At 24.7% G+C, this 24,159-nt stretch carries 28 protein-coding genes; 4 read left to right on the top strand and 24 right to left on the bottom strand.

Annotation, left to right across the window (positions count from 1 at the left end; genetic code table 11):
• Positions 1–36: 36 nt before the first annotated feature.
• The gene (locus ACYUET_RS10150; RefSeq protein ID WP_460279285.1) at positions 37–546 is read right to left on the bottom strand and encodes a DUF3267 domain-containing protein; all 510 of its coding nucleotides are present in this window, start codon (positions 544–546) and stop codon (positions 37–39) included.
• 308 nt (positions 547–854) lie between these two features.
• Here ACYUET_RS10150 and ACYUET_RS10145 point away from each other — a divergent pair, with 308 nt between their 5' ends.
• The gene (locus ACYUET_RS10145) at positions 855–1,745 is read left to right on the top strand and encodes a 5'-nucleotidase, lipoprotein e(P4) family (RefSeq protein ID WP_460279283.1); all 891 of its coding nucleotides are present in this window, start codon (positions 855–857) and stop codon (positions 1,743–1,745) included.
• A gap of 423 nt (positions 1,746–2,168) precedes the next feature.
• Positions 2,169–2,777, top strand: coding sequence for a hypothetical protein (locus ACYUET_RS10140; RefSeq protein ID WP_460279282.1), 609 nt, complete (start codon positions 2,169–2,171; stop codon positions 2,775–2,777).
• A gap of 302 nt (positions 2,778–3,079) precedes the next feature.
• Here ACYUET_RS10140 and ACYUET_RS10135 read toward each other — a convergent pair whose 3' ends face one another.
• The 6 genes from ACYUET_RS10135 to ACYUET_RS10110 form a co-directional block, all read right to left on the bottom strand.
• Complete coding sequence (locus tag ACYUET_RS10135) at positions 3,080–3,586, bottom strand: transglycosylase SLT domain-containing protein (RefSeq protein ID WP_460279280.1); 507 nt, start codon at positions 3,584–3,586, stop codon at positions 3,080–3,082.
• Between the two features lie 270 nt (positions 3,587–3,856).
• Positions 3,857–4,696 (bottom strand): TIGR03943 family putative permease subunit, encoded by an 840-nt coding sequence (locus ACYUET_RS10130; RefSeq protein ID WP_460279279.1) that lies wholly within the window; start codon positions 4,694–4,696, stop codon positions 3,857–3,859.
• 86 nt (positions 4,697–4,782) lie between these two features.
• The gene (locus ACYUET_RS10125) at positions 4,783–6,390 is read right to left on the bottom strand and encodes a permease (RefSeq protein ID WP_460279277.1); all 1,608 of its coding nucleotides are present in this window, start codon (positions 6,388–6,390) and stop codon (positions 4,783–4,785) included.
• A 25-nt stretch (positions 6,391–6,415) separates the two neighbouring features.
• Complete coding sequence (locus tag ACYUET_RS10120) at positions 6,416–7,486, bottom strand: CobW family GTP-binding protein (RefSeq protein ID WP_460279275.1); 1,071 nt, start codon at positions 7,484–7,486, stop codon at positions 6,416–6,418.
• Positions 7,487–8,012: 526 nt separating this feature from the next.
• Positions 8,013–9,062: a galactose ABC transporter substrate-binding protein gene (locus ACYUET_RS10115; protein ID WP_460279273.1), complete on the bottom strand. Its 1,050-nt coding sequence runs from the start codon at positions 9,060–9,062 to the stop codon at positions 8,013–8,015.
• 122 nt (positions 9,063–9,184) lie between these two features.
• Positions 9,185–9,340, bottom strand: a complete 156-nt coding sequence (locus tag ACYUET_RS10110; RefSeq protein ID WP_460279271.1) for a hypothetical protein — start codon at positions 9,338–9,340, stop codon at positions 9,185–9,187.
• Between the two features lie 197 nt (positions 9,341–9,537).
• Between ACYUET_RS10110 and ACYUET_RS10105 the strand changes: the two genes are divergently transcribed.
• Positions 9,538–10,188: a hypothetical protein gene (locus tag ACYUET_RS10105; protein WP_460279269.1), complete on the top strand. Its 651-nt coding sequence runs from the start codon at positions 9,538–9,540 to the stop codon at positions 10,186–10,188.
• A gap of 96 nt (positions 10,189–10,284) precedes the next feature.
• Here the strand turns inward: ACYUET_RS10105 and ACYUET_RS10100 are convergent, their stop codons facing one another.
• The 7 genes from ACYUET_RS10100 to ACYUET_RS10070 all read right to left on the bottom strand — a co-directional run bounded on the left by ACYUET_RS10100 (position 10,285) and on the right by ACYUET_RS10070 (position 16,274).
• Positions 10,285–11,262, bottom strand: coding sequence for a phage tail tip lysozyme (locus tag ACYUET_RS10100; protein ID WP_460279267.1), 978 nt, complete (start codon positions 11,260–11,262; stop codon positions 10,285–10,287).
• Between the two features lie 123 nt (positions 11,263–11,385).
• Positions 11,386–11,607 carry a BhlA/UviB family holin-like peptide gene (locus tag ACYUET_RS10095; protein ID WP_460279265.1) on the bottom strand — a complete coding sequence of 74 codons (222 nt, stop codon included), beginning with the start codon at positions 11,605–11,607 and terminating at the stop codon, positions 11,386–11,388.
• Positions 11,600–12,145 (bottom strand): RNA polymerase sigma factor, encoded by a 546-nt coding sequence (locus tag ACYUET_RS10090; protein WP_460279263.1) that lies wholly within the window; start codon positions 12,143–12,145, stop codon positions 11,600–11,602. The genes ACYUET_RS10095 and ACYUET_RS10090 overlap by 8 nt, the downstream gene beginning before the upstream one ends.
• 472 nt (positions 12,146–12,617) lie before the next feature.
• On the bottom strand, positions 12,618–14,363 hold the full coding sequence (locus ACYUET_RS10085) for a M56 family metallopeptidase (RefSeq protein ID WP_460279261.1): 1,746 nt from the start codon (positions 14,361–14,363) through the stop codon (positions 12,618–12,620).
• 5 nt (positions 14,364–14,368) lie between these two features.
• A complete protein-coding gene (locus ACYUET_RS10080; protein ID WP_460279259.1) occupies positions 14,369–14,752 on the bottom strand; it encodes a BlaI/MecI/CopY family transcriptional regulator in 384 nt (127 codons plus the stop codon).
• Positions 14,753–14,920: 168 nt separating this feature from the next.
• Complete coding sequence (locus ACYUET_RS10075) at positions 14,921–15,460, bottom strand: transglutaminase domain-containing protein (RefSeq protein ID WP_460279258.1); 540 nt, start codon at positions 15,458–15,460, stop codon at positions 14,921–14,923.
• Positions 15,461–15,653: 193 nt separating this feature from the next.
• On the bottom strand, positions 15,654–16,274 hold the full coding sequence (locus tag ACYUET_RS10070; protein WP_460279256.1) for a DUF2238 domain-containing protein: 621 nt from the start codon (positions 16,272–16,274) through the stop codon (positions 15,654–15,656).
• Between the two features lie 203 nt (positions 16,275–16,477).
• Here ACYUET_RS10070 and ACYUET_RS10065 point away from each other — a divergent pair, with 203 nt between their 5' ends.
• Entirely contained in the window at positions 16,478–17,113 is a 636-nt protein-coding gene (locus tag ACYUET_RS10065) for a hypothetical protein (RefSeq protein ID WP_460279254.1), read from the top strand.
• A gap of 728 nt (positions 17,114–17,841) precedes the next feature.
• On the opposite strand, the gene ACYUET_RS10060 is transcribed toward ACYUET_RS10065, so the two are convergent.
• The 10 genes from ACYUET_RS10060 to ACYUET_RS10015 form a co-directional block, all read right to left on the bottom strand.
• Positions 17,842–18,336: a GNAT family N-acetyltransferase gene (locus ACYUET_RS10060; RefSeq protein WP_460279253.1), complete on the bottom strand. Its 495-nt coding sequence runs from the start codon at positions 18,334–18,336 to the stop codon at positions 17,842–17,844.
• A 68-nt stretch (positions 18,337–18,404) separates the two neighbouring features.
• Entirely contained in the window at positions 18,405–18,950 is a 546-nt protein-coding gene (locus ACYUET_RS10055) for a hypothetical protein (RefSeq protein WP_460279252.1), read from the bottom strand.
• Between the two features lie 253 nt (positions 18,951–19,203).
• Positions 19,204–19,992, bottom strand: a complete 789-nt coding sequence (locus ACYUET_RS10050; protein WP_460279250.1) for a YdcF family protein — start codon at positions 19,990–19,992, stop codon at positions 19,204–19,206.
• 54 nt (positions 19,993–20,046) lie between these two features.
• Positions 20,047–20,562 carry a GNAT family N-acetyltransferase gene (locus ACYUET_RS10045; RefSeq protein WP_460279249.1) on the bottom strand — a complete coding sequence of 172 codons (516 nt, stop codon included), beginning with the start codon at positions 20,560–20,562 and terminating at the stop codon, positions 20,047–20,049.
• A gap of 59 nt (positions 20,563–20,621) precedes the next feature.
• On the bottom strand, positions 20,622–21,221 hold the full coding sequence (locus tag ACYUET_RS10040) for a DUF2625 family protein (RefSeq protein WP_460279248.1): 600 nt from the start codon (positions 21,219–21,221) through the stop codon (positions 20,622–20,624).
• Positions 21,222–21,273: 52 nt separating this feature from the next.
• Positions 21,274–21,720: a DUF6678 family protein gene (locus ACYUET_RS10035; RefSeq protein ID WP_460279247.1), complete on the bottom strand. Its 447-nt coding sequence runs from the start codon at positions 21,718–21,720 to the stop codon at positions 21,274–21,276.
• Between the two features lie 279 nt (positions 21,721–21,999).
• A complete protein-coding gene (locus ACYUET_RS10030) occupies positions 22,000–22,431 on the bottom strand; it encodes an HAD family hydrolase (RefSeq protein ID WP_460279246.1) in 432 nt (143 codons plus the stop codon).
• Between the two features lie 211 nt (positions 22,432–22,642).
• Positions 22,643–23,203, bottom strand: a complete 561-nt coding sequence (locus ACYUET_RS10025; RefSeq protein WP_460279244.1) for a hypothetical protein — start codon at positions 23,201–23,203, stop codon at positions 22,643–22,645.
• 62 nt (positions 23,204–23,265) lie between these two features.
• On the bottom strand, positions 23,266–23,712 hold the full coding sequence (locus ACYUET_RS10020) for a GNAT family N-acetyltransferase (RefSeq protein ID WP_460279242.1): 447 nt from the start codon (positions 23,710–23,712) through the stop codon (positions 23,266–23,268).
• A gap of 186 nt (positions 23,713–23,898) precedes the next feature.
• Positions 23,899–24,159: a TfoX/Sxy family protein gene (locus ACYUET_RS10015; RefSeq protein ID WP_460279240.1), complete on the bottom strand. Its 261-nt coding sequence runs from the start codon at positions 24,157–24,159 to the stop codon at positions 23,899–23,901.

The raw sequence follows: 24,159 nt of genomic DNA, 5'->3' as shown, positions 1-24,159 counted from the left end.
TTCTATAAACAGTGCATCCACATAAAGTTGGATGATCTATAACAAATGAAGATTTTTTTCTTTATAAATAGTATATAAAATCATGAAATCTCCGGAGGAACAACACATTAATAAAATGCTTGTATATATAATTGTAGTATTCTGTAATTTTAAACCTAATATAAATGGTAATACGCCTGTTAATAAAAAGGGCGCTATAACCCCTATTCTATAACAATTAATAGGTAATATTTCATTACAGTGCGTATAAGGGCAACAACTCTTTTTATCTATACCAAATTTAATATGTTTCCATTTATGTTTACTGAACAAATTCCAGGTAAAAGCATGTATAAATTCATGTATTATTATTCCTAACATAAAGATTAAAAAAATAAATTTGCTATTATAATTCCAAGCATTGCCTGAATATATACTTGAATATATTATAAAAGATATAATAAATACAGGAATCATAATTAAAGTTCCTACTATATTAGCTTTTTTATATGAAAAAGCTTTATCAACAATTTCAAATTTAGTAATATTAATATTATACTTTAGCATAAATTTTATTTTTATCTCCTTTTTTCAAATGACTAACAATTATGTAATAAATATTATATTTATATAAATTATAACAATAAATTCTATAGTTTGCACATAATCATTCATCAATTTTAGTTATACTTTATTAAATGAATTTTTAAATTTCACTTAATAATCTTATCTTAATAAAGTAAAATGTTGATTTAATAAATCATTTGATTATTTATAATTAACATTTCAAAATAATTATTAAAAATTCAAAGGAAAATTTATACATATATAGAATATAATTATTATGTAATCTTTTACAAATTGGAGGGGTTTATATGTTAAAAGGTAAAAAGAAATTTTTAATGTCAATGGCATTAAGTTTAGTCTTAATGTCTTCATCTACTGCTGCTTTAGCAACTACAACTATTGGGCAAGATAAGGACGTTCAACAAAAAATTACTACGGAATCTAATAAAAGTTTAAAAGATTTAAATGAACAATTAGTAATGGGAGTTGCTTGGATGCAAACCTCTGGTGAATATAGAGCTTTATGCTATCAAGCTTATAACACTGCAAAAATGATTGTAGATCAAGAACATTCAAAATTTAAAACTGGAGATAAACCTTTAGCTATAATTACTGATTGCGATGAAGCTGTAATTGATAATAATGAATATGAGGCAGGATTAATTGGTCAAGATAAATCTTTTAGTGATAAAACATGGGGAGAATGGGTAGACCATGCTGATGCTAAAGCTATGCCAGGTGCAAAAGAATTCTTAAATTACGCTTCAAGTAAAGGTGTAGAAATATTCTATGTAACAGGAAGAGATGAAAAAACTGGACTTGATGCAACAATGAAAAATCTTCAAAAATTAGGTTATCCATGTGTAGATAAACAACATATGCGTTTAAAAACTACTTCTAGTGATAAACAACCTAGAATGGATGAGATAACTAAAGATTATAATGTAATAATTTATATGGGTGATGATGAAGGTGATTTTCCTGTTGGTTCTTATGGTAAAGGGGTAGCAGAAAGAAATGAATTAGTTGATAAAAACAAGGATAATTTTGGAACTCACTTTATTATATTACCAAATCCAGTATATGGACATTGGGAAGGTGCTCTATCAAGCGATTATTGGAAATTAGATTCAGCTGGCAAAGATAAAGTTAGAAAATCACATTTAAGAACTTGGACGCCTAGTGAAACTCAAAAATAAATAAAAAGCCTAAAGTAGAAACCTTAAATTTCTATTTTAGGCTCTTTTATTTAATGCTTCTTCTAAAATCTTTCCTTTTATCAACTCTGTTGTCATACTATTTATAGCAATTAATATTAGACAGCTATATATTAAGAACTATATATTTTATTAAACTCTTATATATTTTCAAGTAATACCCTAAAATTGTATTTCCATTTTATTTTCCATTTGAATTGTCAGCTATTCTAACATATCTTAAATAATTGGATTTTATTATAACAGCAAAATCATATGAACATATTTAAAGTTCAATGCATTTTATATAATAAACATTTATATTTATTATATTATCAGCCTATATTAACATTTAAATATTTTTAAATATAGTAATTGCTTTTTGTACATTTATTAAACTTTAAAAAAAGGGGGAATGTAAATATTATGCACAAAAATTTTAAATTAATAATATTAATTTTAGTCTCAGCACTATTATTAATAAGTTGTTATCTTACTAGAAATACTAAAACAGAACTTGTATATAAAGAATTATCTAAAAATGATACCTATTTATTAAATGTAACTGGCAATAAAGTATTAATGTATGATCTAAAAAATCTTCCTAAAGATAAAAATTATGAGATAACGTTTATGTATGAAGTTTATAAAAATACTGAAAAAATAAAGGAACAAATAATTACAGGTATGCTTAAAGACAGCACATGTGAAAAAGTAGAAAATGATAATGAAATTATAGTTATGAATCTTCAAGAAAATAAAATAAAATCTCTTTTAGGCAATGATAAAAATAATAGTTATTCTAGTGGAGAGTGTTCTATAGATGAAAATCTTTTTAAATATTCATTTAAATATTTAACTAATAATATTGATTTAAGTCTAGGCACTGAAGTATATTTATTTCATGCAACTTCAAGTAGTTCTACTAGAAATTTTCTTCAATTAGGAACTCATATTAACCAAGATGAACTAAATGATGTATTAAATGAAAATGAAGAAAATATCTTTATCAAATTAATATATAAAGAAGTATAAATACTTTTGTTAATTTTACTTAAAGCGAAAAATTTAAGATAAGGTATAATCAAAAAATAACAAGTCCATCTGCCAAGCCTATTCTCCATTATACCACGTCAGCAGATTTGCCTAATAGGCTTGCTATCAGAGAAATCTGCTTCCTTGCCTAACGAAAAATAATCAGAGCATTTTGGACTTATTACTTTTATTCATATGCCTAATAAAAATCCTAAAATAGAAATTCTTGCCTTTCTACTTTAGGATATAATTTTTTCCTCTTCACATTATCTTATAGAAGTAATATGAAGAGAAATACATATTTAAATTTGAAGTTCTGGATATAACATATTATAAACTTTAGCTCTATGTTCTACTTTTTCTCCATAATATTTTTTTGCATATTCAACCATTTTTTCTTTATCATCTTCATCATTATTACGTAAAATCCATTGCCCCATCATATCATCTAAATTTGAATCACCACCATTGTTAGAAATATACCATGTTCCAAGTGCTATATTTACATCATCTGATGCTATATCTTCGGGTTTTGTAATATTCAATCCCATTTCTTTAGCCATATTAAGACCTTGAGTATCATTTATGTTCATTAAACCAACTCTATGTCCTTCTTTATACGGTGTTGGATTAAAGTTAGTTTCAAAATGTATTACTGCAGCAATTACTTCTGGCTTTACATTATATTCTTTAGAATACTTTTTTATAGTGTCTTTATTGGTTAATGGATATACTAAACTTCTAGTACCTATACCTGCTCCAATTATTAATGTTCCTATTATTCCTAATGTTATAAATATTTTTTTCAAAATTAATCCCTCCATTTATATCAATCTTAAATAATTGTTCTTCATTTATCTAAGCTATGGGTTAATTTTAAACTAAATATTTTTATTTTAGTATCGATTTAAATTACGATACTCTTTCAATTTTGTAATGTTAATTTATATTTTTATTTTTTCTTATAGCTTAATTTATATTCTAAAATAGTATTATATTTATAAAATATATAGTTCTAATTTTTTAATTCCTTTGTTAATTAAAATTTGTTCTTTTACATATAAATTTTACGCTATGTTTTAAAATGGATATACATATGAAGTATCTGGACTAAGATCTTTTTCTATCTTTTCAACTACTATAACTGGCTCTATAGCACCTTCATAAATGTCAGTTTTTATTTTTCCCTTTACTTTTAACCATGTATCATTATCATAGGATTCTAAATTATTAATGTCACACTTGATTCCTGCAATTTGCATATCTGCTGCACAGCATACCATCATAAATCTTCCTATTATAAATTCATTTTCTTTAATATTTTTATCTTTATACACAAATCCTGTTATTTCTATGTCCTGTCCTACATATTTTTCTGGATTCGCTAAAATTTCATCAAGTGAAAATACAAAGTTTTTAGAATTTATGTTTATAACATTATCTTTAATATCTAATTCTTTTTTATCACTTGTAACTTGTATATTATTTTCATATTTTTCTTTATACACATCAGATCTTGAATCATTTTTAAAATTATTATCTTGATTAATGTTATCTCTTGAAAGATTATTTAAATTAGTATCTGATATTACATTAGCGCTTGTATTTACATTGATATCACTACTTTTAATTGTAGTAGAACTCACACTATTACTTTCCATGAAAAATATCATAATTAGTGGAATCACAAAAATTATATAATCCTTAAACTTAATTTTTTTCTTTTTATTTTGAAAAATATCTTTAACTAAAAATAATGCAATTATAAACATAGATATCATTCCCAAAACTACAAAAGGAACAATTCTTGGATGTACATACATTGTTAAGTCATTATTTATAATAATTTTAAAATAAAATAATGAAAAACCCAGTAATATTGATATCTTTATAATAATATCTAAATTTAATTTTTTCATACCCCACCTTCTTTCAATCAATCTTAAAATATAAAAAAATAACTCAATAGTATGCAAAACATATTATTCTGTTATTTTTAAATATGCTAAGCTAATTTACAATTAATTAAAACTCCAAATGACACTATAATAATAACAAATATTAACTTTAATACAAATTTCTTTTTAAAGCTTCCAAAAAGCATAATTGTGTTCTTAACATCTAACATAGGACCAACTACTAAAAATCCCATTACAGAGTTTATTGAAAATTGCTTTAAAAATCCTTTGGCAATAAAGGCGTCTGAAGTTGAACATACTGAAAGTAAAAAAGCTAGTCCTATCATAAACAAAAGTGAACTTCTATTATCATTTGGAATATAGCTACTATTATTTAATGATAATATACTTTGGAAAATACTAGATAAAAAAGTTCCTATAATCATAAATTTTCCTACATTAAAAAATTCATCTGCCGCATGAATAAATATAGATTTTACCTTTCTTAATTTGCTTTTATTATAATCATACTCTTCATTACAAAATCCACAATTACATTCAATTATATCTTCACTGCTTTTTAAGATATCCTCATCTTTCTTTGTAAAAAACTGCATAATAGGACCTACTGAAATTGAAATTATTATGCCTGTAAATACTCTATAAATTACTACAGATTTCATTCCTTGAAAAGCATATATAGTTGAAATAATGGCTATTGGATTTACTATTGGTGATGCTAACATAAAAGTAACCCCTGCTGCTATAGGTACTTTCTTTTTCATAAGACCTCTAACAATTGGGATAGTTCCACAATCACATATAGGAAATAATATTCCTGCAAAAGCTGCAACTATGCATGATAAAAAAATATTTTTAGGAAATAATTTCATCAACTTGTCTTTTGATATACAACTTTGAATTACTGCTGATACAAAACTTCCAATTAGAATGAAAGGTAATCCTTGAATCAATATACTTATAAACGCAGTATTAAACTTTCTAAATTTATCTAAGTATTCACTAGATATGTTGATATTTAATGTTGTAATTATAAAAAAGTAAGTTAATATAAATATTAACGGAATTAAATATACTAAAATATTAAAAATAAAAGAATGCTTTTCTATTTCTAAATAATCTTCTTCTCTTTCTTGATTTTCATTTATTCTAGAAACATGTTTAAGAATATTAGCTGTTTCATTAATATTTTTAATTTCTTTTAGTATACCTAAAAAATCATTCTTTTCTAACTCACTTATATTATTTAAAATTATAGTTTCACTATTGAAAATATGAGTTCCAACTATACTTTTCATATTTCTAAAATACATAGGAAATTTTATTACATCAATTATACTTATTATCTCATCAATTCTACATATTTTTGTTATACTTTTCTCATTAAATATATCAATAATATTATTAGAATTCTTCACTCCATTTACTTCAATAAAAATTCTATTAGGATTATATTCACTTCTAATTTTTTTAACATAATCTACATCAATTTCTTTACCTTCATCATTTTTTATTACAATAATTTTACTTGCTTTCTGATTATTTAAATTAGGTTCTAATTCATATTTTCCAAATTCATCTTGGATAACTACAATACTTTCATTTTGTAATCCTTCCTGTTGCAACATAGAATTTATAAAACTAGTTTTTCCTGATCCAAGAAACCCCATAACTATTTCAACTTTTATCTTCATATTTTACCTCTAAATTATCATTAGATTATTTATAAATTTTTTTAAATAGAAAATTTAACTTGCTCTTATTTATATTTCTTCCAATAATGCATATTTTACCTATTTGTTGTTCATTTATATCACTTATTGTAAATTGTCCAGGTACATAGTGAAATTCAATCCACTTTCCTGTATGTAATTTTACTATACCTTTACCTCTTAATATAAAACCATATTCCTTATCTTTTGTTATCTCTTCAAATGATTGTTTTAAGCTATACTCACTAAATTCTTCTTTTGTTTCTAATCCCCAAGCAATAAACGTATTTTTTATATTATTATTCTTTATATAGCTAGCTTTTCTTAGCTTATTTTTAAGAAGTAACTTATAATTTTTAAGTTGCTTTTCTCCTTCTAAATTAAATAACTTTTTAGTTATGTTATGTACAGGCTTTACACTGATTAAATTATTATGTTCATATTTTTTATCTAATAATTCTTCTTTTTCTTCATCTGTTTTTATGTTTTTATTAAAATTTATTATTTCATCAAAATCTATTTTGTTTAAAGTTTCTTTAATTATTTCCGCCTGTGGATTTACTTTTTCTATTATATTTATTATTTCTTTAAGTTCTTCTTCAAAAATATTTTCTGTTCTAGTTAAAATGATTGTTTTTGCATTTTTAATTTGATCTTTATAAAATTCTCCAAAATTTTTTATATACATTTTCATATTAGAAACATCTAAAACTGTAATTAACATATTAAGTTTAACATTACAATTATCCTGTAAACTTTCACATACTTTTATAACATCACTTAGCTTTGCTACTCCAGAAGGCTCAATTAATATTCTTTCTGGTGAATAGAACTTTATTATGCTCTTAATAGAATCTTTAAAATCACCTGTAAGACTGCAACATATGCAGCCTGATTTTATTTCTTTTATATTAAGATTAAGTTCTTTTAAGATATCTGTGTCAATTGAAACTTCTCCAAATTCGTTTTCTATAATTGCAATTTTCTCTTCTTTAAACTTCTCATCAATCAACTTTTTTATTAAAGTAGTTTTACCTGCACCTAAAAATCCAGATATTATATCTATTTTAGTTTCCATATAAGCTCCTTTACTTGCAATAGATTTGCATTTGCATTTAAATAAATTATATTAGCTAATATATAAAATTACAAGAATAATATTACATATACTATCCTTGTAGTAAATTTTTAATTATTCTTATATTTAGCTGTTTTGTAAATTGTGTTGTAACTTTAACATATTCTCTTTTAACGAATATTATAGTTTGATACAAAATTATGAAAGAAGTAAACGGACTTGACCATATTTTAAATGGAACTTATATTGAATACATTAATCAAATTATTGGTTCAGCTCCTTTTTCTTTTCAGCCTAATGCTTCATGTTATATTGAAGGTACTTGGTCTGCTATCCAAACTGAATATTTTATGCCCGTTTAGATTAAACATTTTATTTGAACTACATTATTGACTAAGTAAATTTTATTTTTTAATCTGAATTTTATGCAATATTGAAAACCATTCACATTTATTATTTTTTTCAATTAACATATAAAAACACCGTAAAATTTATGTACTAAATAATACGGTGTTTTAGTTATATGTTATTGCTTTTTATATTCTTTGTAAGGTAATCTAATTACATTTCCTGTATCATCAAATTTGTAATTTGTATTCTCAAGAGGAGGTTTTTTATAAGCTAGATTCATTCCAACCTTATAAAGAGCTTCTGCATTAGCACGAGGATCTTGGATAACAGTCCCTGTCATATATCCTTTATTAACTAATTCTATAGCTTCTGGTATTCCATCAATTCCGACAACTGGAATAGTCATTGATTTATTACCTTTGTTATATCCATATTTTTGTAATGCTTCAATAGCACCTATTGCCATAGCATCATTATTAGAAATTATAGCTTCAATTTTACTGCCATATTTTAAAAATAGAGATTCAATAGCCTCTCTAGCTAAATCTTTACTCCACTCACCATTAACTGATACAAGTTCTTCTGTTTTTATTCCAGCTTCATTAAGTGTTGAAAGGGTATACTCCGTTCTTTGATTGACTAATGGACTACCAATTCTACCTTTTAAAATAATATATTGTAATATGTTATCATTATTTTTATCTATAGTTTCTTTATTAGTATTCCATTCATTAGCTAGGATTTTTCCTTCTAGAATACCCGATTCTTCACCAGAAGTTGCTATAAAAACACCATAATGTCCAACAAACTTTATTAAATCTTTGTCTGGTTCATTAAATAAAATTAATGGAATATTTTTTTTAATTATTTTATTTAAAGTGTCTCCTACTTCATCTAATTTTATAGTATGTAAATTCACAATTAAAAGATCATAATTTTCTACAAGAGCTTTGTCAATACTTTCATTTTGTATATTTTGATTCTCTTTTGCATCAAAAAAAGTAAATTCAACTTTATCTGGGTTTTCTTTTTGAATATCTTCTAAATTTTGTTTTACAAGAGTGAGATATTCATTAAAACTGTGTAAAAATACACCTATTTTAATAGGCCCTTTTTTAATAAAATTTGAATTAGCATATGTATTATTTTTAGTAATTTCTATTGGTAAAATCATTATCATAATTAGAACCATAATAAATATTAATAAATTCTTTAAACATCTCATTATAATCCTCCATATTATTTATTTAACTAATTTTAGAATATGTTTTTTATGAAAAAATATTCTACCATATTTACTATATAACTTAAATAACATGACACTATACTCTAATTTAATTGCGTTAGTTAAAGATTTTTATCTTGCTTTTTAAGCAATTCTCTTATTTCTCTTAAAACTTTAAGATTTTCTTTTAATATTTTTGTATTTATAGACCTGTCAATAGCAAATTGTATTATAAGATATAAAAATAATAATAATATTATTATTAGTATAAATTCCATAATGTTTCCTCCCTAATTATATATCCATATATATATTTAATAATTTTACTTTAAGTAATTATTTTTGGAATAATAATATATTAATGTTTAAAATAATACAGATTTTTAAAGTTATATTTTCAAAGAATTTTTGCACTATTTTATTATATATATTACAATTATAATATAAAATTAACAAATAAAAGGGAGCTATTGTAATGAAAAAGTTAATCGCTTGTTTATTGTTTTTTACAATTTTTCTAACATCATGTTCATCAAATGAATCTAAAAGTACAAATAATTTAGTGGATAACAATTCAAACAAAGTTAGTATAGAAAACAATAATGATAATTACGAATCAAAAAATATAAAAGAAAATTCTAATGATACTGATAAATCAAAAAACACAAAAGAAAGTTATAATACTTCCTCTAAGGAAAAAATATCTATTGACACTTCTAATGAAAAATCTTCTCCTTCAGAAAATAGCATAACAGATGAAAATATTAAAGAAAAAGTTATAAATTATATTATTAATGGTCAAGAAAATAAACCTGAAGCACAAAAAATAAAGTGGAGTAAAAGTTTTTTAAATCAAGTTAATATTGAAAATTTATATAAACAATATATAAAAAAAGGTGGTAATATTGAGAATTTAGAAAAATTTGCAGAATATATCACTTTAAATGCTCCCATTCCTAATAATTGGGAAAAATTATTTGAACAAGATTTATATGATAAATATGGAGAAAAGGTAGTTAGATTAGAACATTTACAAGATGATTTATATCAAGCATATGTAAAAAAAGATGGTAAGGAAGTCCCCTATGTTGTAGTTTCATCAAGAACTGGTTATTTTCATGGATAGTTAGTATAAAAATGTGGGCAATAGTAGCTGATGCTATTACTGCCCATTAAGTTTTTTATCTAATATATGATTGGTCTTTATAAAGAAATTTACAAATTACTTCTTTATTTTAAGAACTTGTCCTACATAAATTTTATTAGGATTACTGATTCCATTCCATGATTGAAGTTGACCTACAGTAACACCAAATTTTACAGCAATTCCACTTAAAGTATCACCAGATTTAACTGTATATGTGATATTTCCAGTATTTCCACCAGAAGATCCTTTTATTTTAAGAACTTGTCCTACGTAAATTTTATTAGGATTACTAATTCCATTCCATGATTGAAGTTGACCTACAGTAACACCAACCTTTGCAGCAATTCCACTTAATGTATCACCAGATTTAACTGTATATGTGCTACCTCCAGTAGATGGCGTTGATGGAGTATTTCCCTTTACTTTAAGAACTTGCCCTACATAAATTTTATTAGGATTACTAATTCCATTCCATGATTGAAGTTGACCCACAGTAACACCAAATTTTGCAGCAATTCCACTTAAAGTATCACCAGATTTAACTGTATATGTGCTACCTCCAGTAGATGGAGTTGATGGTGTGGAAGGTGTTGTTGAAGTATCTCCATTAACAAGAAGTTTATACCATTGTTCAGCCCAAACACCTCTTTGTGGTTGGTTAGGATTAGCAGGTCTTTCATAATTATTTATAAATACCTTTGCCAAATAAGTAGGGCTAGCTGTACTTTGAGTAAAGCTTCTAAAATTCATTGGATATGCTCTTGTTGCATAAAATTGTTGACTATTTTCAAGTTCCCATTGTATTCTTCTACATTGTGTATCAACAGTTCTATAATTTAACCCATTTCCATTTGCCCAGTTAGTAAGATTAGATTTTGGTGTCCATTGTACTAAACCATATCCTCCTCCACCGCCTCTTTCATTAATGTCTGCGATAATTCCAGACTCTCCTTGCATATTACCTAGCATTGCACAAATAGAGTTGCTTGTCCAACCTTTGTTCCTAAAAAATGAATATACATATTTTGCATTTCCTGTCATGTTTTCTGCCATTTTATAATACCTCCGAATTCTAAATTAATTTTTTTAGTATAAATTAAAAGTTATTTAATCAAGCTTGATTTTTAATTTACACTTACTAAAAGGGGAATTTATTATGTTTTGTAAACCTAATATTTAATTAATTTTATTTTTTATTTCATTTACAGTTAAATTTATTGAATCTAACGTATTTAATTTTTCAGTAAGCTTTTTTATTATCTCTTGATAGTTTTTTTCTCTTTCTTCTTGCTTTAAATCTCTAGTTTCCTGTTCTTTTAGTATGTATACTATAAGTACACAACTTAAAATTGCCCAAATACCTTGAGTTGTAGCTGTTTTCATTAATTCATCAAACATAATCATCCTCCTTGTGTAACTTATTTTTTAAAAATTTTAAAGCTTGTCTTTTAAATTTATTAACAGCTTGTCTTGATATTTTTAATCTTTGACCAATTTCTATATCTGATAATTGTAGATAAAATTTATAGAATATTATTTTTCTTTGTTTAGGCTTTAATAAAGAAATTAAATCATTAAAAATTACATTTGAATATTCATTACTATAATTATTTTTATCTAATACATTTAAAATGTCTTCATCTGAGCTATAGGTTAGAAAATTCCTATAAGAATTTATTTTGTAATGTAATTTTATAGATTTATTTTTAAGACATGTTCTAATATACTTTAATACTTCTTCATCATTATTAAATTTTTTTATATTTAAATCTAACATAAGTTCGTATAAGTATATAACCAGATCAGTAGATGCTTCTGGATATCTTAGTTTATAACTTAAATAATCGATTTTGGAACTAAAATAATAAAGTATTTCTATAAAATTATTAGAGTCCTCTTTAAATAGTTGAATTTTTTCAATTAAATCTGTAGGCATATAATCACTCCCTTAAGTTGCTTAAAATTTATAGCAAGTGGTTTTTATACCTACTAAAAGTAGAAATATAAGGTTTATGTAAACCTATTTTAGGAACTTTTGTATTTTTATTCAAACAAAATTTTGCGCAAAAAAATATTATATTATATTTTTCGATAAAAAATTAGATAAATTTACTAAAAAAGATTTGTTTCTTGAAATATAAACAGAAGGTAGAATAGAATTAAGCAAACGTAACTTAATATTAAGAAAATCAAAAAGTGTATATTTTTAAAAATGAACTAATAAAAAAAGTCTAAAGTAGAAACTTAAAATTTCTACTTTAGACTATAATTTAAAGATAATATTATATGACTTTAATAAATTAGAATTAATTTATTGTCAAAAGATTTTTCTTACAATCTTTCCCAATATAGATTTTCACTTTTGCATGAACAAGAAAATCAAAAATACCTCATGACTAAATGCTCTATTAATTTTTTAAATAATTCTGATTGTTCTTTAAAGCTGAAACAAGTGCATTTACACAAGCTTCTATATCACTATCATTAGACATGTCATTACCCAAATTAATAAGTATTGAATTTTTAGATAGATCCTGATTAAAACACAATTTTCCATGATTATACGAAATTATTCCTGTTTTAATTTCATTTGAATTATTTATATTTTGTAATAAACCTTCAGCAAATTCTTTATTTTTCTCATAATAAGGATTATTTTTAGCAAGAACAACTGTTATTTTTCTTGTATCAGATTTAGAATCATTTGCTGCATCTCGATGCATGTCTAACAAAATATTATTTGAATAATCTTTAATATTTGATGTTATTAAATCACGTGAATTTTGATATGATTCATTATATTCTTTAGGAACTGTGCACTTGATAAACTCACTTTTTATGCCTTCTTTTAAAAGTTTATCATTAATTAAAGCACCTACATCAGTTACACTTATACCAGATTGGTAAACTTCATCAGCATGACTATTATAAACAATAATATCAGATGACAATTCTCCTACAGGCTTTGCGTTATCACTTGATATATTATTATTTGTAGTGGTTAATGATTTAGGGTTAGATTCATTATTATTAACTATATTATCAGGAGCTGAAACTTGTGCTTTTATAATATTATCAATATTTAGCTTTGAAGCATTTACTTTGACTGCTACCAATCCTATAATAACAACAATAATAGTACCTAATAATATACCTTTAAAATTTATTTTCTTATATTTTGAAATCATAATAATCCTCCTTTTGATCTCTAAATTATCCCTAACCATTGAAGTGGCCCCTATAACTCTATTGTTACATCTACATAATTCCAATACTTTTATTAACACATTACCATATTGTATATTTTCATCTTCATTCAAATAAGACATTACATTATTATCACATGAAAATTCACAGTCTTTTCTAATTTTCTTAAGACCATAAACAACTATTGGATTAAACCAGTAAATAATTGACAATAAAATAATAATCCAATTTATTAATACATCTTTCCTTTTTAAATGGGTCAACTCATGCATTAAAATATATTTAAAATCTTCTTCATTAATATTATTTACTAAAGTTATTGGAATTAATATCTTTGGCTTAATTAATCCACATAAACAAGGACTGCTTATTTTTGAAGAATATAATACTTTTACCTTAGTTTTCATATGCATAATATTTATACAATTATATAAAATTTCTTTATGAGCATCTGTTACATCTTTAACAGAAGTTTTAACTATTTGTTTAAGTTTTTTATGTGCTGAAATAAACATACAATTTAAGAATATGATGCCTAATATCCATAAGAAAAAGAATATTTTTTCAATATGAAGTTTATTTTTGAACGGTATATAAATTTTGTGGGTAAATTTATTATCATTTGAATTTTGAAAAGAATTTATTGATTTTAAGTCATCTAGATTTGTATTTTGAGATTGTTTTTTAGAATTCTCTTGTACTTTTAGTGAAGTTTCATTTGTATAATTCTCTATATATACTCTTTGGTATATCTCAGAAAATTTCAAAGAGTTTTCTGGTCCAAAAGGAAAGATTAATTTTATAATTAATATTAGCCATATATAATAGCGAAATGTGGGATTTAGTTTATATCTAAATATCCTATTAATAGTTAATATAATTAGTATAATTATACTTCCAATCAAAGAAGATAATATAACAATTTTGAAAATATGCAAAAAATCCATACACATCAACCTTTCTTTTTATTTGATTGTTTGAGTATGTCTTTTAATTCTTCTATGTCTGTTTCGGATATTTCTTTGGATTCAACAAAGTTTAAAAGCATAGATTTAACAGATCCATTGAATACTTTATCAACAAAAGATCTACTTTCTTTTTTTATACACTCATGTTCTGATATCAATGGAAAATATAAATATTCATTACTTAATTTTTTAAATCCAATTACGTTTTTATTTAATAGTCTATTTATTAGACTCTTTATTGTAGATGGTTTCCATTCTACTTTATCTTTTAGTTCACGTATAATATTGACTGATGTAATTTCAGAACAGTTCCATATTACTTTCATCACTTCCCATTCAGCATTTGATATTTTAGGTATCTTGTCCATTATTATTTAAGCTCCTTTCTGATTACAAATGTAATTTCTATTTTTAGTTTACACTTGTAATCAAGAAAGTTCAATATGTTTTTGGAATATTTTGTATATTATTTTTAGACATAATATTTATAAATGATTCGAAAAAGCACTAAATAAATTGTGTTTTGAAAATATATATCATTTAATCACAAAGTTAACATGATTAATGTACCTATTAAATTCTTTAAACGATAACCCCTTTTCGATTTTATAAAATTCTGCTAGTGGACTATCTTTTCCGCCCCTTAATTCTATATAGTAATTAACAATAGTATTAATTGCTGATTCTTCACTATCATATTCATATATGCCTTTTTTCTCAAAATTAGGATGTTCCATATGATAAACCTTATTGTTTAAATAGTAAAGTACAAAACAATGCATATGTTCTTCCTCTTCTAAATTACCATAATCATCTGGTTCATAAATTCTACAACAGAACATTTTATTTTTTACCTTTAACTTGTCGAGTAAATAATGCATTAAAGCAACTTGTTCAATACATGTCCCTAATCCACTATCAATCGTTTCTTCTATAGAAGATATTCTATAGATTTTTCTAAAATCTTTCATTGTTTTAATATGTTTATCACCATTTATATCAATCCACCCATACTCTATATTGTCATTCATATATTGAAATATATCTTTAGGAAATTTTATTTCATTAATATCCATGTATAATCCCCTCTCTCCCCTTAAAATTATTGTTTATAATTTAAAATTAAAAAACATCTTCATATTTAATCCATTATATATAAATCTTCTTATGCATAGAATATTTCAACATATAAACATAGATTTTATAAACTGATTGTATGGTATATTGTAAATATGAGATTATTTAATAAATATAAAAATATAAGCAATATTAGCTATTGATATTACTACTTCTAAGTTTTTTATCATGGTAGGTACTTAATAAACTTAAAGAGGTAATAGAACCTATTAATGCCATCAACATATCCCATTGTGTATCCCATATATCCCCCTGTGTTCCTAAAAATGCTTCAGCAGTATCACCAGTAAGTTTTGCAACTAAAAATTCAAGTAATTCATACGAAGCACTAATGGCAAGACAGATACAAATAACTATAAAGAATAAATATTTGTTTTTATTTATAACTTTATTTTTTATAAGTATTTCTCTTACTATAATTGCAGGAATAAACCCTTGTGCAAAGTGACCTAATCTATCGTAGTAATTTCTACTTAAACCAAAAGTATCTCTAATAAAGTTAAAAGCAGGCATTTCAGCATAAGTATAATGTCCACCGATAATTAGAATTATTGCATGTACCCATATTAGTATATATGCTAAGTTTGAGAGCCTATATTTAGGATATAAGTATGTTAATAGTGAAATTCCTATAAGTGCTGGAAAAACTTCTAAAAACCAAGTAAATAAGTCCTTAGGATTAATGGCTGACCATATTAATATATAAATTAAACTAATTAGTAATAGTAAGTGGAATTTCTTATCATTTATCATGTTTTTCTCCTCTAGTATTTAAATATAAAAATATTATTACTGTTATAAAAATAGCTATGTATTTATAATGTAAATTATACAGTGTTTAATTTAAAAATAATATATTAGGTAATATGTTATGACATGGATTAAAAATATAAAGATTCTTATAAAAAAATGGGATGTCTATTTGTTAGATTAAGAGTAGAGAATGGAGAATAAAGATGAAACGAAATAAAGAATTTATGGAAATTTATTCAGCTACAAAAGAAAAAGAAAAAATGAGATCATTGATACGTTTAGTGGTGTTTATTTGCAATATAATGAATTTTCTTTCTGTAGATATTTATAATCTAGCTATATATAATAAATCAATTTCTTATTCTGGGATAATTAATTTTATTATCATTATGAGCGTTTACAATTTAATTTCTTTAATTCTATATATTTTCTCAGAAAGATTAGAATTTTTAATAAATCTTTATACAGCTATATCTTTTATTGGTAGCTCGATTTTATATTTCAGTCTGTCTATGATGATTTTTGTGCATGAATTAGATATATTAGAAGCTTTGATAGTGATTGGTATAAGTATAATGATATATATATGTTTAGTTATTGCCATAACAAAAAATATTAAAAATAAAATGAGAAATGGATTTAGAAAAACTAAACTAAATAAAGGATTAATATCATCATTTACTTCTTTGTGTGCAGCTTTAGGTATAATAATTGCAAAAACAACAGAGTCAAATGTGTTTATACCAGCTATAGCATTATTGTTATTATCTTATATCTTCACACCTACAATAATAGGATTTCATAAATTCTATTTAAGGATTAAGAAAAGTAGTAATTAATTTAGCTTTAAAGATATTTAACATCCTTAGGATATTCTTTTTCTACTTTCTTATTTCAGCATATTTTAATAGTATTGCACTGAATTTTATTAAATAATTGATTCCCCAATAAATTAAAATAAATAATAATAAACAAAAGCTAAGATTATATTTGTCAGAAGCATAAATTACTATTGATATAAGTATAGAATTTAATAAACTTAAGCTTAATTGTATTTAAAAAAAATTATCATTAAGTATAATAAAATTCTTATCTTTTATTGTATAAATAACTTTCTTCTTAAAATAAAATATTAGTTTTTTATAAATTTTTATACTTATATAAGCCTTAAATTCTAGTAATTAAAAGGATTTTAGGATTATTTTTGTTAATTATTTTGTTACATATACAGTTACTACTTTTGTAGTAACTTTATATGTAACTTATTTTTTAATAATGTATGTTACTTGCATATAATTAAAATTTAAGATTATATATGATTGTTTTTTAATAGAATCAATACTTTAAAATATTTTTATTTATATAGATTTGCTATAGCTTTTAATGTGGAATATAACTTAAGATTTAAATCTTTATAAAAATATATAATTATAAGAATATGTATTTATAAAATCATATATTCTTATGATGATGTAGTAATTCAGCTATTCATATAAAAAAATATAGGTGGAGATGTCCACCTATATTTTATTTTATAATACTATTATTGAATTATAATATTTTTACTTTACAATCTCCACCAAAGAGTTTCTCCCTGTTTATAGTTTTCGAATCCACAACGTTCTAAAATCTTTTGAGAAGCTAAGCCTTCTAAATCAGTTTCAGCAATTACATTTGTAACACCGTTTTGTTTTAATGCCCAGTTACACATTGCTTTTGCAGCTTCTGTCATATAACCATTATGCTCAAACTCTTTACCTAAACCGTAGCCAATCTCAACTTCTCCATTTTCATTAGGAATATCTTTAAAATCTGCTGAACCTACTACAACCCTATCATATTTGCGAATCAAGAAGAAAAAGCTATGCCATAAATAATTATTAGGGTCTTTTAGGGTTATTTCATACTGATTCTTTACTATTTCAAGAAAAAATCCTTCCATCGGTTCTGCCTTATAGGAACAATCTAATTCTCTTTCAAGTGCAGGAATATCTTCGATCCATAGTTTTAATTGATTAAGAGTTAGCGGGATAATCTCCAAGCGTTCAGTTTGTATTGTCATTTTTTTACCTTCCCTTCAAACTACCATTTTAATTGTTATACATTAAAATGGAATTTAATATTAATAGTTTATCTATAAATAAAATCTTTAATTTCATATAATATAGGAGCCTTATTCACTAAATAATATTCTGCAATACTATCTTCTAAATAATTATAAATATCATCATCTGTATATGCTAATTTGAATATATCAACTTGATCATTAGAAATTTCGCCATTAGCATATTTACGAGCATAATTTCCATTATCATTTATATAATCTAAAATCATTTTTATTTTCATATTCTTTTCTTCAGCAAATAAACCACAGTCTGCTAAGTTTTCTTTTAAAAACAAGCAGAACCATTCAAAATTATCGTCCCAATTTATATTTCCATTATTCATCGCTTCATTTCTTAATTTTACTGCCATTCTAAGCATTTCCCCTTGAAGGGTATTAGCTTGCCCTGATTTAGGGACCATAGTTTTCCATATAGACTTACACTCTTCGAAATATTTTTGTAAATAACCTCTTACCCCTATTTTCTCTACTACTTCATAATGTTTGTTCCAATCAATTTTATCATCATTGATTGAAATCTTATCTAATTTTTCTATTTCTTCTAAGCTCATTTCTTTGCCTCACTCTCACTAACAAATTAGGACATTTATCTAAATTATAGAATTTTAGAATACATATCAAGCACTATTAAACTTATGTAGAACCTCTATATTTTCTATAATAGAAGTAACTATCTAATATAAAATATTCTCTGGCTACAGACAACAAACAAGTCTACAACGTGCTTTTCCTAATTCTCTTATATTTTTAATTTCTCTTCAAATTGCTATTTTAATTGCTATACTTTAAATTATAAATTTATCGTTATGATGAATAAAGTGGATTCGCTTCACGAATAAAAGAGCCATACTCTTTCTTTAATTCTATAAATGCATTCTTAACCTCAATTGGTACGTCTACATGTTCAATATAATTTTTACCATTTGGTCCATATCCTTCGGAATCATCTGAAAGTCTTGGAATCTCACCCATCAATAGTGTAATATATCTTTCCATGTTCCACATGCCCCAAATATCCTGTTTGAACTCTAATTCATCATCTCGTACAAGCACCTCTGCATCATAAACCGCATAATTAATTATTATATTATCTTTGGAAATATATTTTCGAAGTCCTGCCTCCATACGATTTTGCATAGTTGCATCCTGAGAAAGAATGATGCTTTTAAAAGATACATTATTTTCTTTCAACAAGTCTAATAAATATGTTATATTGTTGCCACAATTTGTGGATTCACATTCCAACAAATCTGGTTCAAGATTATATTTGTATTTCAAATATGCTGCAAACACCTTTGCTTCTAGTAATCCATTAGTTTTAATTTCAGGAAATTCACTATGCATTTTTACTCTCAAAGTTTCTGTTGTATGTCCTTGTCCACCAACAATGACATATTTCTTGGCAATTCTATTTTTCATTGCTTCTGCTAAAACATCTCCACCTGTCAAAATACTTCCACCAAAAAGAACCATAACATCAACTTGTTCCAAACCATATTTTAGTTTTAATTCACTTGATGCCAACATTGAGATGTCTCTTTTCCCACAAAATTTACCCAATATATTAATATTTTCTGCTATTTTTTCTTTCATATGCTCCTCCGTAAATTACTATTTTAACTGTTGTACATCAAATTGAAATTTGCGTTACCTTAATACTTCTATTTCAAATCCATATTCATGCAATATAATGTCATCATCTATTCTTTCTTCATAGATTCCATCTACCTGCCTAAATCCATTTTTTAAATATACATTTATGGCTGGTTTATTGATATCCACAACAAAAAGCCTCAAATATTTAGCCTTCTTCTGCTTAGTGACTGTAATAGCATGTTTAAGCATTATACTACCAATTCCTCGTCTTGAATAATCAACATTGACTCCAAAACGGTCAAGATATAATGCCTTGTCATTGGCATTTTCCCATTTTACATAACTTTCTCCAGTATTTGATTCACATAATGCAAACGCTGCAACTATATCATCATGCTCCTCGACCAATAAATAAAGTCGATTATTTTCAATATCATCTCTAAAAAACTCGCACGGATAGATTTCGTCCCAAATTGGTATGTTGTTTCTGTTCATATTATCAATTATGTTTCCATACACAGCTTTGAGTTTCGATAAGTCGTTAATATTAGCCAATCTTAAATCCATATAAATTCACCTCCAAATTACTATTTATACTATTCATTCTTAAATTGCAATCTGGATGGTTATTTCTTTTCCTTTAGTTTTTTTAAAAAATCAAATTCCAATTTAATTATCTCACTCATAGAAACTTCTTTACGATATCGGTTTTCTAATGAATCAGCTTCCGCCCATAAAAATGGATAAAAAACTATTCCGTTATCATTGCTTATTCTTTTCAAATCATTTTTCCAAGTATCCCATCTATAATCCTTGTAATAAGTATCAGTATCACCATGAAATGTCCAATAAAGAAACTCCGAAAAAGAAATCTCCATAGCCTCCCATTCCAAACAATCAGGTGCGAAATAACTAATGTTACCATCATCAAGAATTGCAAATAGACCTCCTAAAATATCTTCTGCAACAATAATATTGGAATATGGAAACAACTGATTTCTTTCATAAAAGTTTAATTTTCCAGAGCCATAAATTCTAAGCCAACCTTCAACTATAATTCCACCAGTTTTAAAAAGAATAGTTCCTAATAAACTTTCTTCATTTATTTCATATCTTTTCTTAATACAATTCAATACTTCAATATTAACAGGAAAAATTTTTATATCTTTTTTAGAATTCTTAATACTTTCTAAAATACTTTCTAAAACACTTTCATATCTGTCCATTTATCTCTCCTACAAATTACTATTATATTACTCAACTTTAAATTGTAATTTATTAATCTCTTTTATATCCATAAATTACGTATGTATCATTATCTTTTTCATAATTAATATTATATTTATTAAGTATTATTAGAAACTCTTTTTCAGCATCATGTATAATCTTTTTAGGACACAATCTTCCTCCTTTTGTTTCATAATATCGTGGTCTGACCTTAATCCATTCTATTAAATAATACTTTAGATAGACAAAACTTTCTTCATCATATCCACCAAAATAATTTACATCCGAAGTAAAGTGAGTATAATATGTGCTATCATCTTCAACTTCATATATTGTTTTAATTATATATGGTGGTGGGAATGGCATTTCCTCAATCATAGCTTTCCTAAATTCTTCCCACTTTGTATTATTCATAAAAGAAACAAGCTGTTCCTTTTTAATATATTCTCTTGCTTTCTTTTTTGATTTTTGAATACGTGCATTTTCTATATTTGTCATTCTTTATTTCCTTCATTATATAAATTGATATTTATATTACTCGACTTTAAATTTGAATTTGTATACTTTTTTATTTTAAAGAATATTACCTATAATTCTACTTATATCTGATATGCTATTTATTAAATATTTTACATTATATACTTCACCAAATCCATATTCAGCATAAATAAATGGTATACCTGCATAGTTAGCTCCTTCTAAATCACCATTTGTATCTCCAACATATACAGATTTATTAAGTTCATTTCTTTCAATAATAATTTTTATATTTTCTCCTTAACTTTTTCCCGTTCTTCCTGACATCTCAATATCATTAAAGTAACTACACAATTTATGATAATCAAGAAAGGATTGTACATATCCATCTTGACAATTACTTACGATATAAAGAGAGTAATTTTGAACTAATAATTTTAATGTATCTTCAAGCTTAGGATATAAAATTCCACCATTTTTACGTAAATATATTTGCTCTTCGTTACAACATTCATTAAGTATTTTCACACTCTTATTCACATCCATTTTAGGAAATATGATTTTTGCTATAACATCAATCGTTTTTCCCATAAAACCTCTCATATCATCAAGTGTTATCTGTTTATCAAGTTGACTATGCCTTTTTAAAGCAATATTCCAAACTGGTACAACCTGTGTTGAAGCATCCCATAAAGTACCATCTAAATCAAAAATAATTCCTTTTTTATTCATTATGTTAATACTCCCTCTAAAAAAATTTAGCACATAATTTATTCTATAAATTACTATTTATCTTTTTACTTTTACTATTAAACCAATAACAAATTACCAGTTTATCATTGTTTAAGTGTATAATGTCTGTGAAATTAAGTTAAAACAATATAGAAAAAATCGTAAAAAATAGTAGCCCCAAGGTTAAATTGGTAAGCTAATATTTTTTACGTTAATCTACAAAATCCAAATGCAAAATATATATATCTTCTTGAAAGCTAAATATATAGTCTGAATATGAGAGTCCACCCCAAAAATATATTAAATTATTTTTGAAATAGCTGTTGAATTCCCATACTTCTAATTTATTAGTGTCAAAAAATTCTTTTAAATAATCAATAAAAGTTTCTGCTATAATAGAAATATTTTTAAAAATATTATTATTAAAGATTGTTTTTTCAGAATTCTCATATTGCTTTAAAGAGTTAATCATAAACCATTGTGGTAACTCTAATTTAAGTCTTTCTTCCCAATTATCTATTTTTTCTAAATTAAAATTATTATCAAAGTTAAATATAATTTCATTATCTTTACTTTGGCAATTTATTTTAAGATAAGTTTTATAAGCATCAAAAATATGATTTCTCACACTGCTAATTAAATTTTGATTATACTCAATTTTATAAAATTCAAATGTATAACCTACATAATAATTAAAAATTGAGTTTGTTAGAGCAATAGAATCAAGAAAGCCTTGAATTTTGCCATACATAATTTCTTTACTTTTCTCCATATTTACCACCTTATATATGTTCAAATTATAACCACATTTATAAAATTCAAATTAGAATTTACCTATTTTTTCATGATATAATTTATTAAGACTACACCATTTCTTTCTATAAATTGTTTTTTTATCATTTTATATCCTCGCTTCTCAAAAAATGATTTGGCTGTTATGGAAGCATGAGTTATAATATATTCTACAGAATATGTTTTCTCTAATCTATCACAAAGTGCTGTTACTACCCCCATATTTTGATGATCCTTATGTACATATAACCTTTCCAAATATCCTTCATTACTAATATCAGCAAATCCTATTATTATACCATTTTCTTCTGCAACTAATGTATAGTTATTTAAAAAAGATTTATTCCACTCATCAATATCAACATTTCCTGTAGCCCATACATTTAATTGATCCTTTGTATAATCCTTTGCATTAATGCAATGAACAGTATCATAAAACAAATCAGCAATTGTATTACAATCACTCGATTGATATTCTCTTATTTTCATATCAATTCCCCTATCAAATTACCATTTTAATAAAAATAATATATTACAATCTTTTATATTGGTTAATTATAGCATATTTGTGAAATATAATATGTTCATAGTTATCCATATGATTTCATCTATTTCATCATTTTTAATATTATCTATTTTGATATTCTGAAAATTTAATTTCTCATCTTCAGATTATTACTTAGATTTATGCCAATTATAAAAATCTTTTAGTTGTGCTTTTCGTTTATCAGGTAAGGCTGTTTTCTTAATGCCTTGAATTGCACCTTCTAGTGCTAACAATCTATGGATACACGCTGAAACATCAATTTCTTGTATTTTTAGCCACGCTTGTTCTGCTCCAATATCTTTTAATTCATCACAAGTAAATATACCTACTTTATTTAATTGGCTTTCAACTTCTTTTCCGATATTAGGTAGTTTTGATAATTCTCCCAT

The sequence above is a fragment of the Clostridium sp. CTA-5 genome (genome assembly GCF_054768135.1).
Note: the sequence above shows the minus strand (reverse complement) of the source record. Positions and strands in the feature narration are given on the sequence as shown.

Coding starts and splice junctions, on each gene's coding strand:
- ACYUET_RS10150 (WP_460279285.1), bottom strand. CDS start 546: ATGCTAAAGTATAATATTAATATTACTAAATTTGAAATTGTTGATAAA.
- ACYUET_RS10145 (WP_460279283.1), top strand. CDS start 855: ATGTTAAAAGGTAAAAAGAAATTTTTAATGTCAATGGCATTAAGTTTA.
- ACYUET_RS10140 (WP_460279282.1), top strand. CDS start 2,169: ATGCACAAAAATTTTAAATTAATAATATTAATTTTAGTCTCAGCACTA.
- ACYUET_RS10130 (WP_460279279.1), bottom strand. CDS start 4,696: ATGAAAAAATTAAATTTAGATATTATTATAAAGATATCAATATTACTG.
- ACYUET_RS10125 (WP_460279277.1), bottom strand. CDS start 6,390: ATGAAGATAAAAGTTGAAATAGTTATGGGGTTTCTTGGATCAGGAAAA.
- ACYUET_RS10120 (WP_460279275.1), bottom strand. CDS start 7,486: ATGGAAACTAAAATAGATATAATATCTGGATTTTTAGGTGCAGGTAAA.
- ACYUET_RS10115 (WP_460279273.1), bottom strand. CDS start 9,062: ATGAGATGTTTAAAGAATTTATTAATATTTATTATGGTTCTAATTATG.
- ACYUET_RS10110 (WP_460279271.1), bottom strand. CDS start 9,340: ATGGAATTTATACTAATAATAATATTATTATTATTTTTATATCTTATA.
- ACYUET_RS10105 (WP_460279269.1), top strand. CDS start 9,538: ATGAAAAAGTTAATCGCTTGTTTATTGTTTTTTACAATTTTTCTAACA.
- ACYUET_RS10100 (WP_460279267.1), bottom strand. CDS start 11,262: ATGGCAGAAAACATGACAGGAAATGCAAAATATGTATATTCATTTTTT.
- ACYUET_RS10095 (WP_460279265.1), bottom strand. CDS start 11,607: ATGTTTGATGAATTAATGAAAACAGCTACAACTCAAGGTATTTGGGCA.
- ACYUET_RS10090 (WP_460279263.1), bottom strand. CDS start 12,145: ATGCCTACAGATTTAATTGAAAAAATTCAACTATTTAAAGAGGACTCT.
- ACYUET_RS10085 (WP_460279261.1), bottom strand. CDS start 14,363: ATGGATTTTTTGCATATTTTCAAAATTGTTATATTATCTTCTTTGATT.
- ACYUET_RS10080 (WP_460279259.1), bottom strand. CDS start 14,752: ATGGACAAGATACCTAAAATATCAAATGCTGAATGGGAAGTGATGAAA.
- ACYUET_RS10075 (WP_460279258.1), bottom strand. CDS start 15,460: ATGGATATTAATGAAATAAAATTTCCTAAAGATATATTTCAATATATG.
- ACYUET_RS10070 (WP_460279256.1), bottom strand. CDS start 16,274: ATGATAAATGATAAGAAATTCCACTTACTATTACTAATTAGTTTAATT.
- ACYUET_RS10065 (WP_460279254.1), top strand. CDS start 16,478: ATGAAACGAAATAAAGAATTTATGGAAATTTATTCAGCTACAAAAGAA.
- ACYUET_RS10060 (WP_460279253.1), bottom strand. CDS start 18,336: ATGACAATACAAACTGAACGCTTGGAGATTATCCCGCTAACTCTTAAT.
- ACYUET_RS10055 (WP_460279252.1), bottom strand. CDS start 18,950: ATGAGCTTAGAAGAAATAGAAAAATTAGATAAGATTTCAATCAATGAT.
- ACYUET_RS10050 (WP_460279250.1), bottom strand. CDS start 19,992: ATGAAAGAAAAAATAGCAGAAAATATTAATATATTGGGTAAATTTTGT.
- ACYUET_RS10045 (WP_460279249.1), bottom strand. CDS start 20,562: ATGGATTTAAGATTGGCTAATATTAACGACTTATCGAAACTCAAAGCT.
- ACYUET_RS10040 (WP_460279248.1), bottom strand. CDS start 21,221: ATGGACAGATATGAAAGTGTTTTAGAAAGTATTTTAGAAAGTATTAAG.
- ACYUET_RS10035 (WP_460279247.1), bottom strand. CDS start 21,720: ATGACAAATATAGAAAATGCACGTATTCAAAAATCAAAAAAGAAAGCA.
- ACYUET_RS10030 (WP_460279246.1), bottom strand. CDS start 22,431: ATGAATAAAAAAGGAATTATTTTTGATTTAGATGGTACTTTATGGGAT.
- ACYUET_RS10025 (WP_460279244.1), bottom strand. CDS start 23,203: ATGGAGAAAAGTAAAGAAATTATGTATGGCAAAATTCAAGGCTTTCTT.
- ACYUET_RS10020 (WP_460279242.1), bottom strand. CDS start 23,712: ATGAAAATAAGAGAATATCAATCGAGTGATTGTAATACAATTGCTGAT.
- ACYUET_RS10015 (WP_460279240.1), bottom strand. CDS start 24,159: ATGGGAGAATTATCAAAACTACCTAATATCGGAAAAGAAGTTGAAAGC.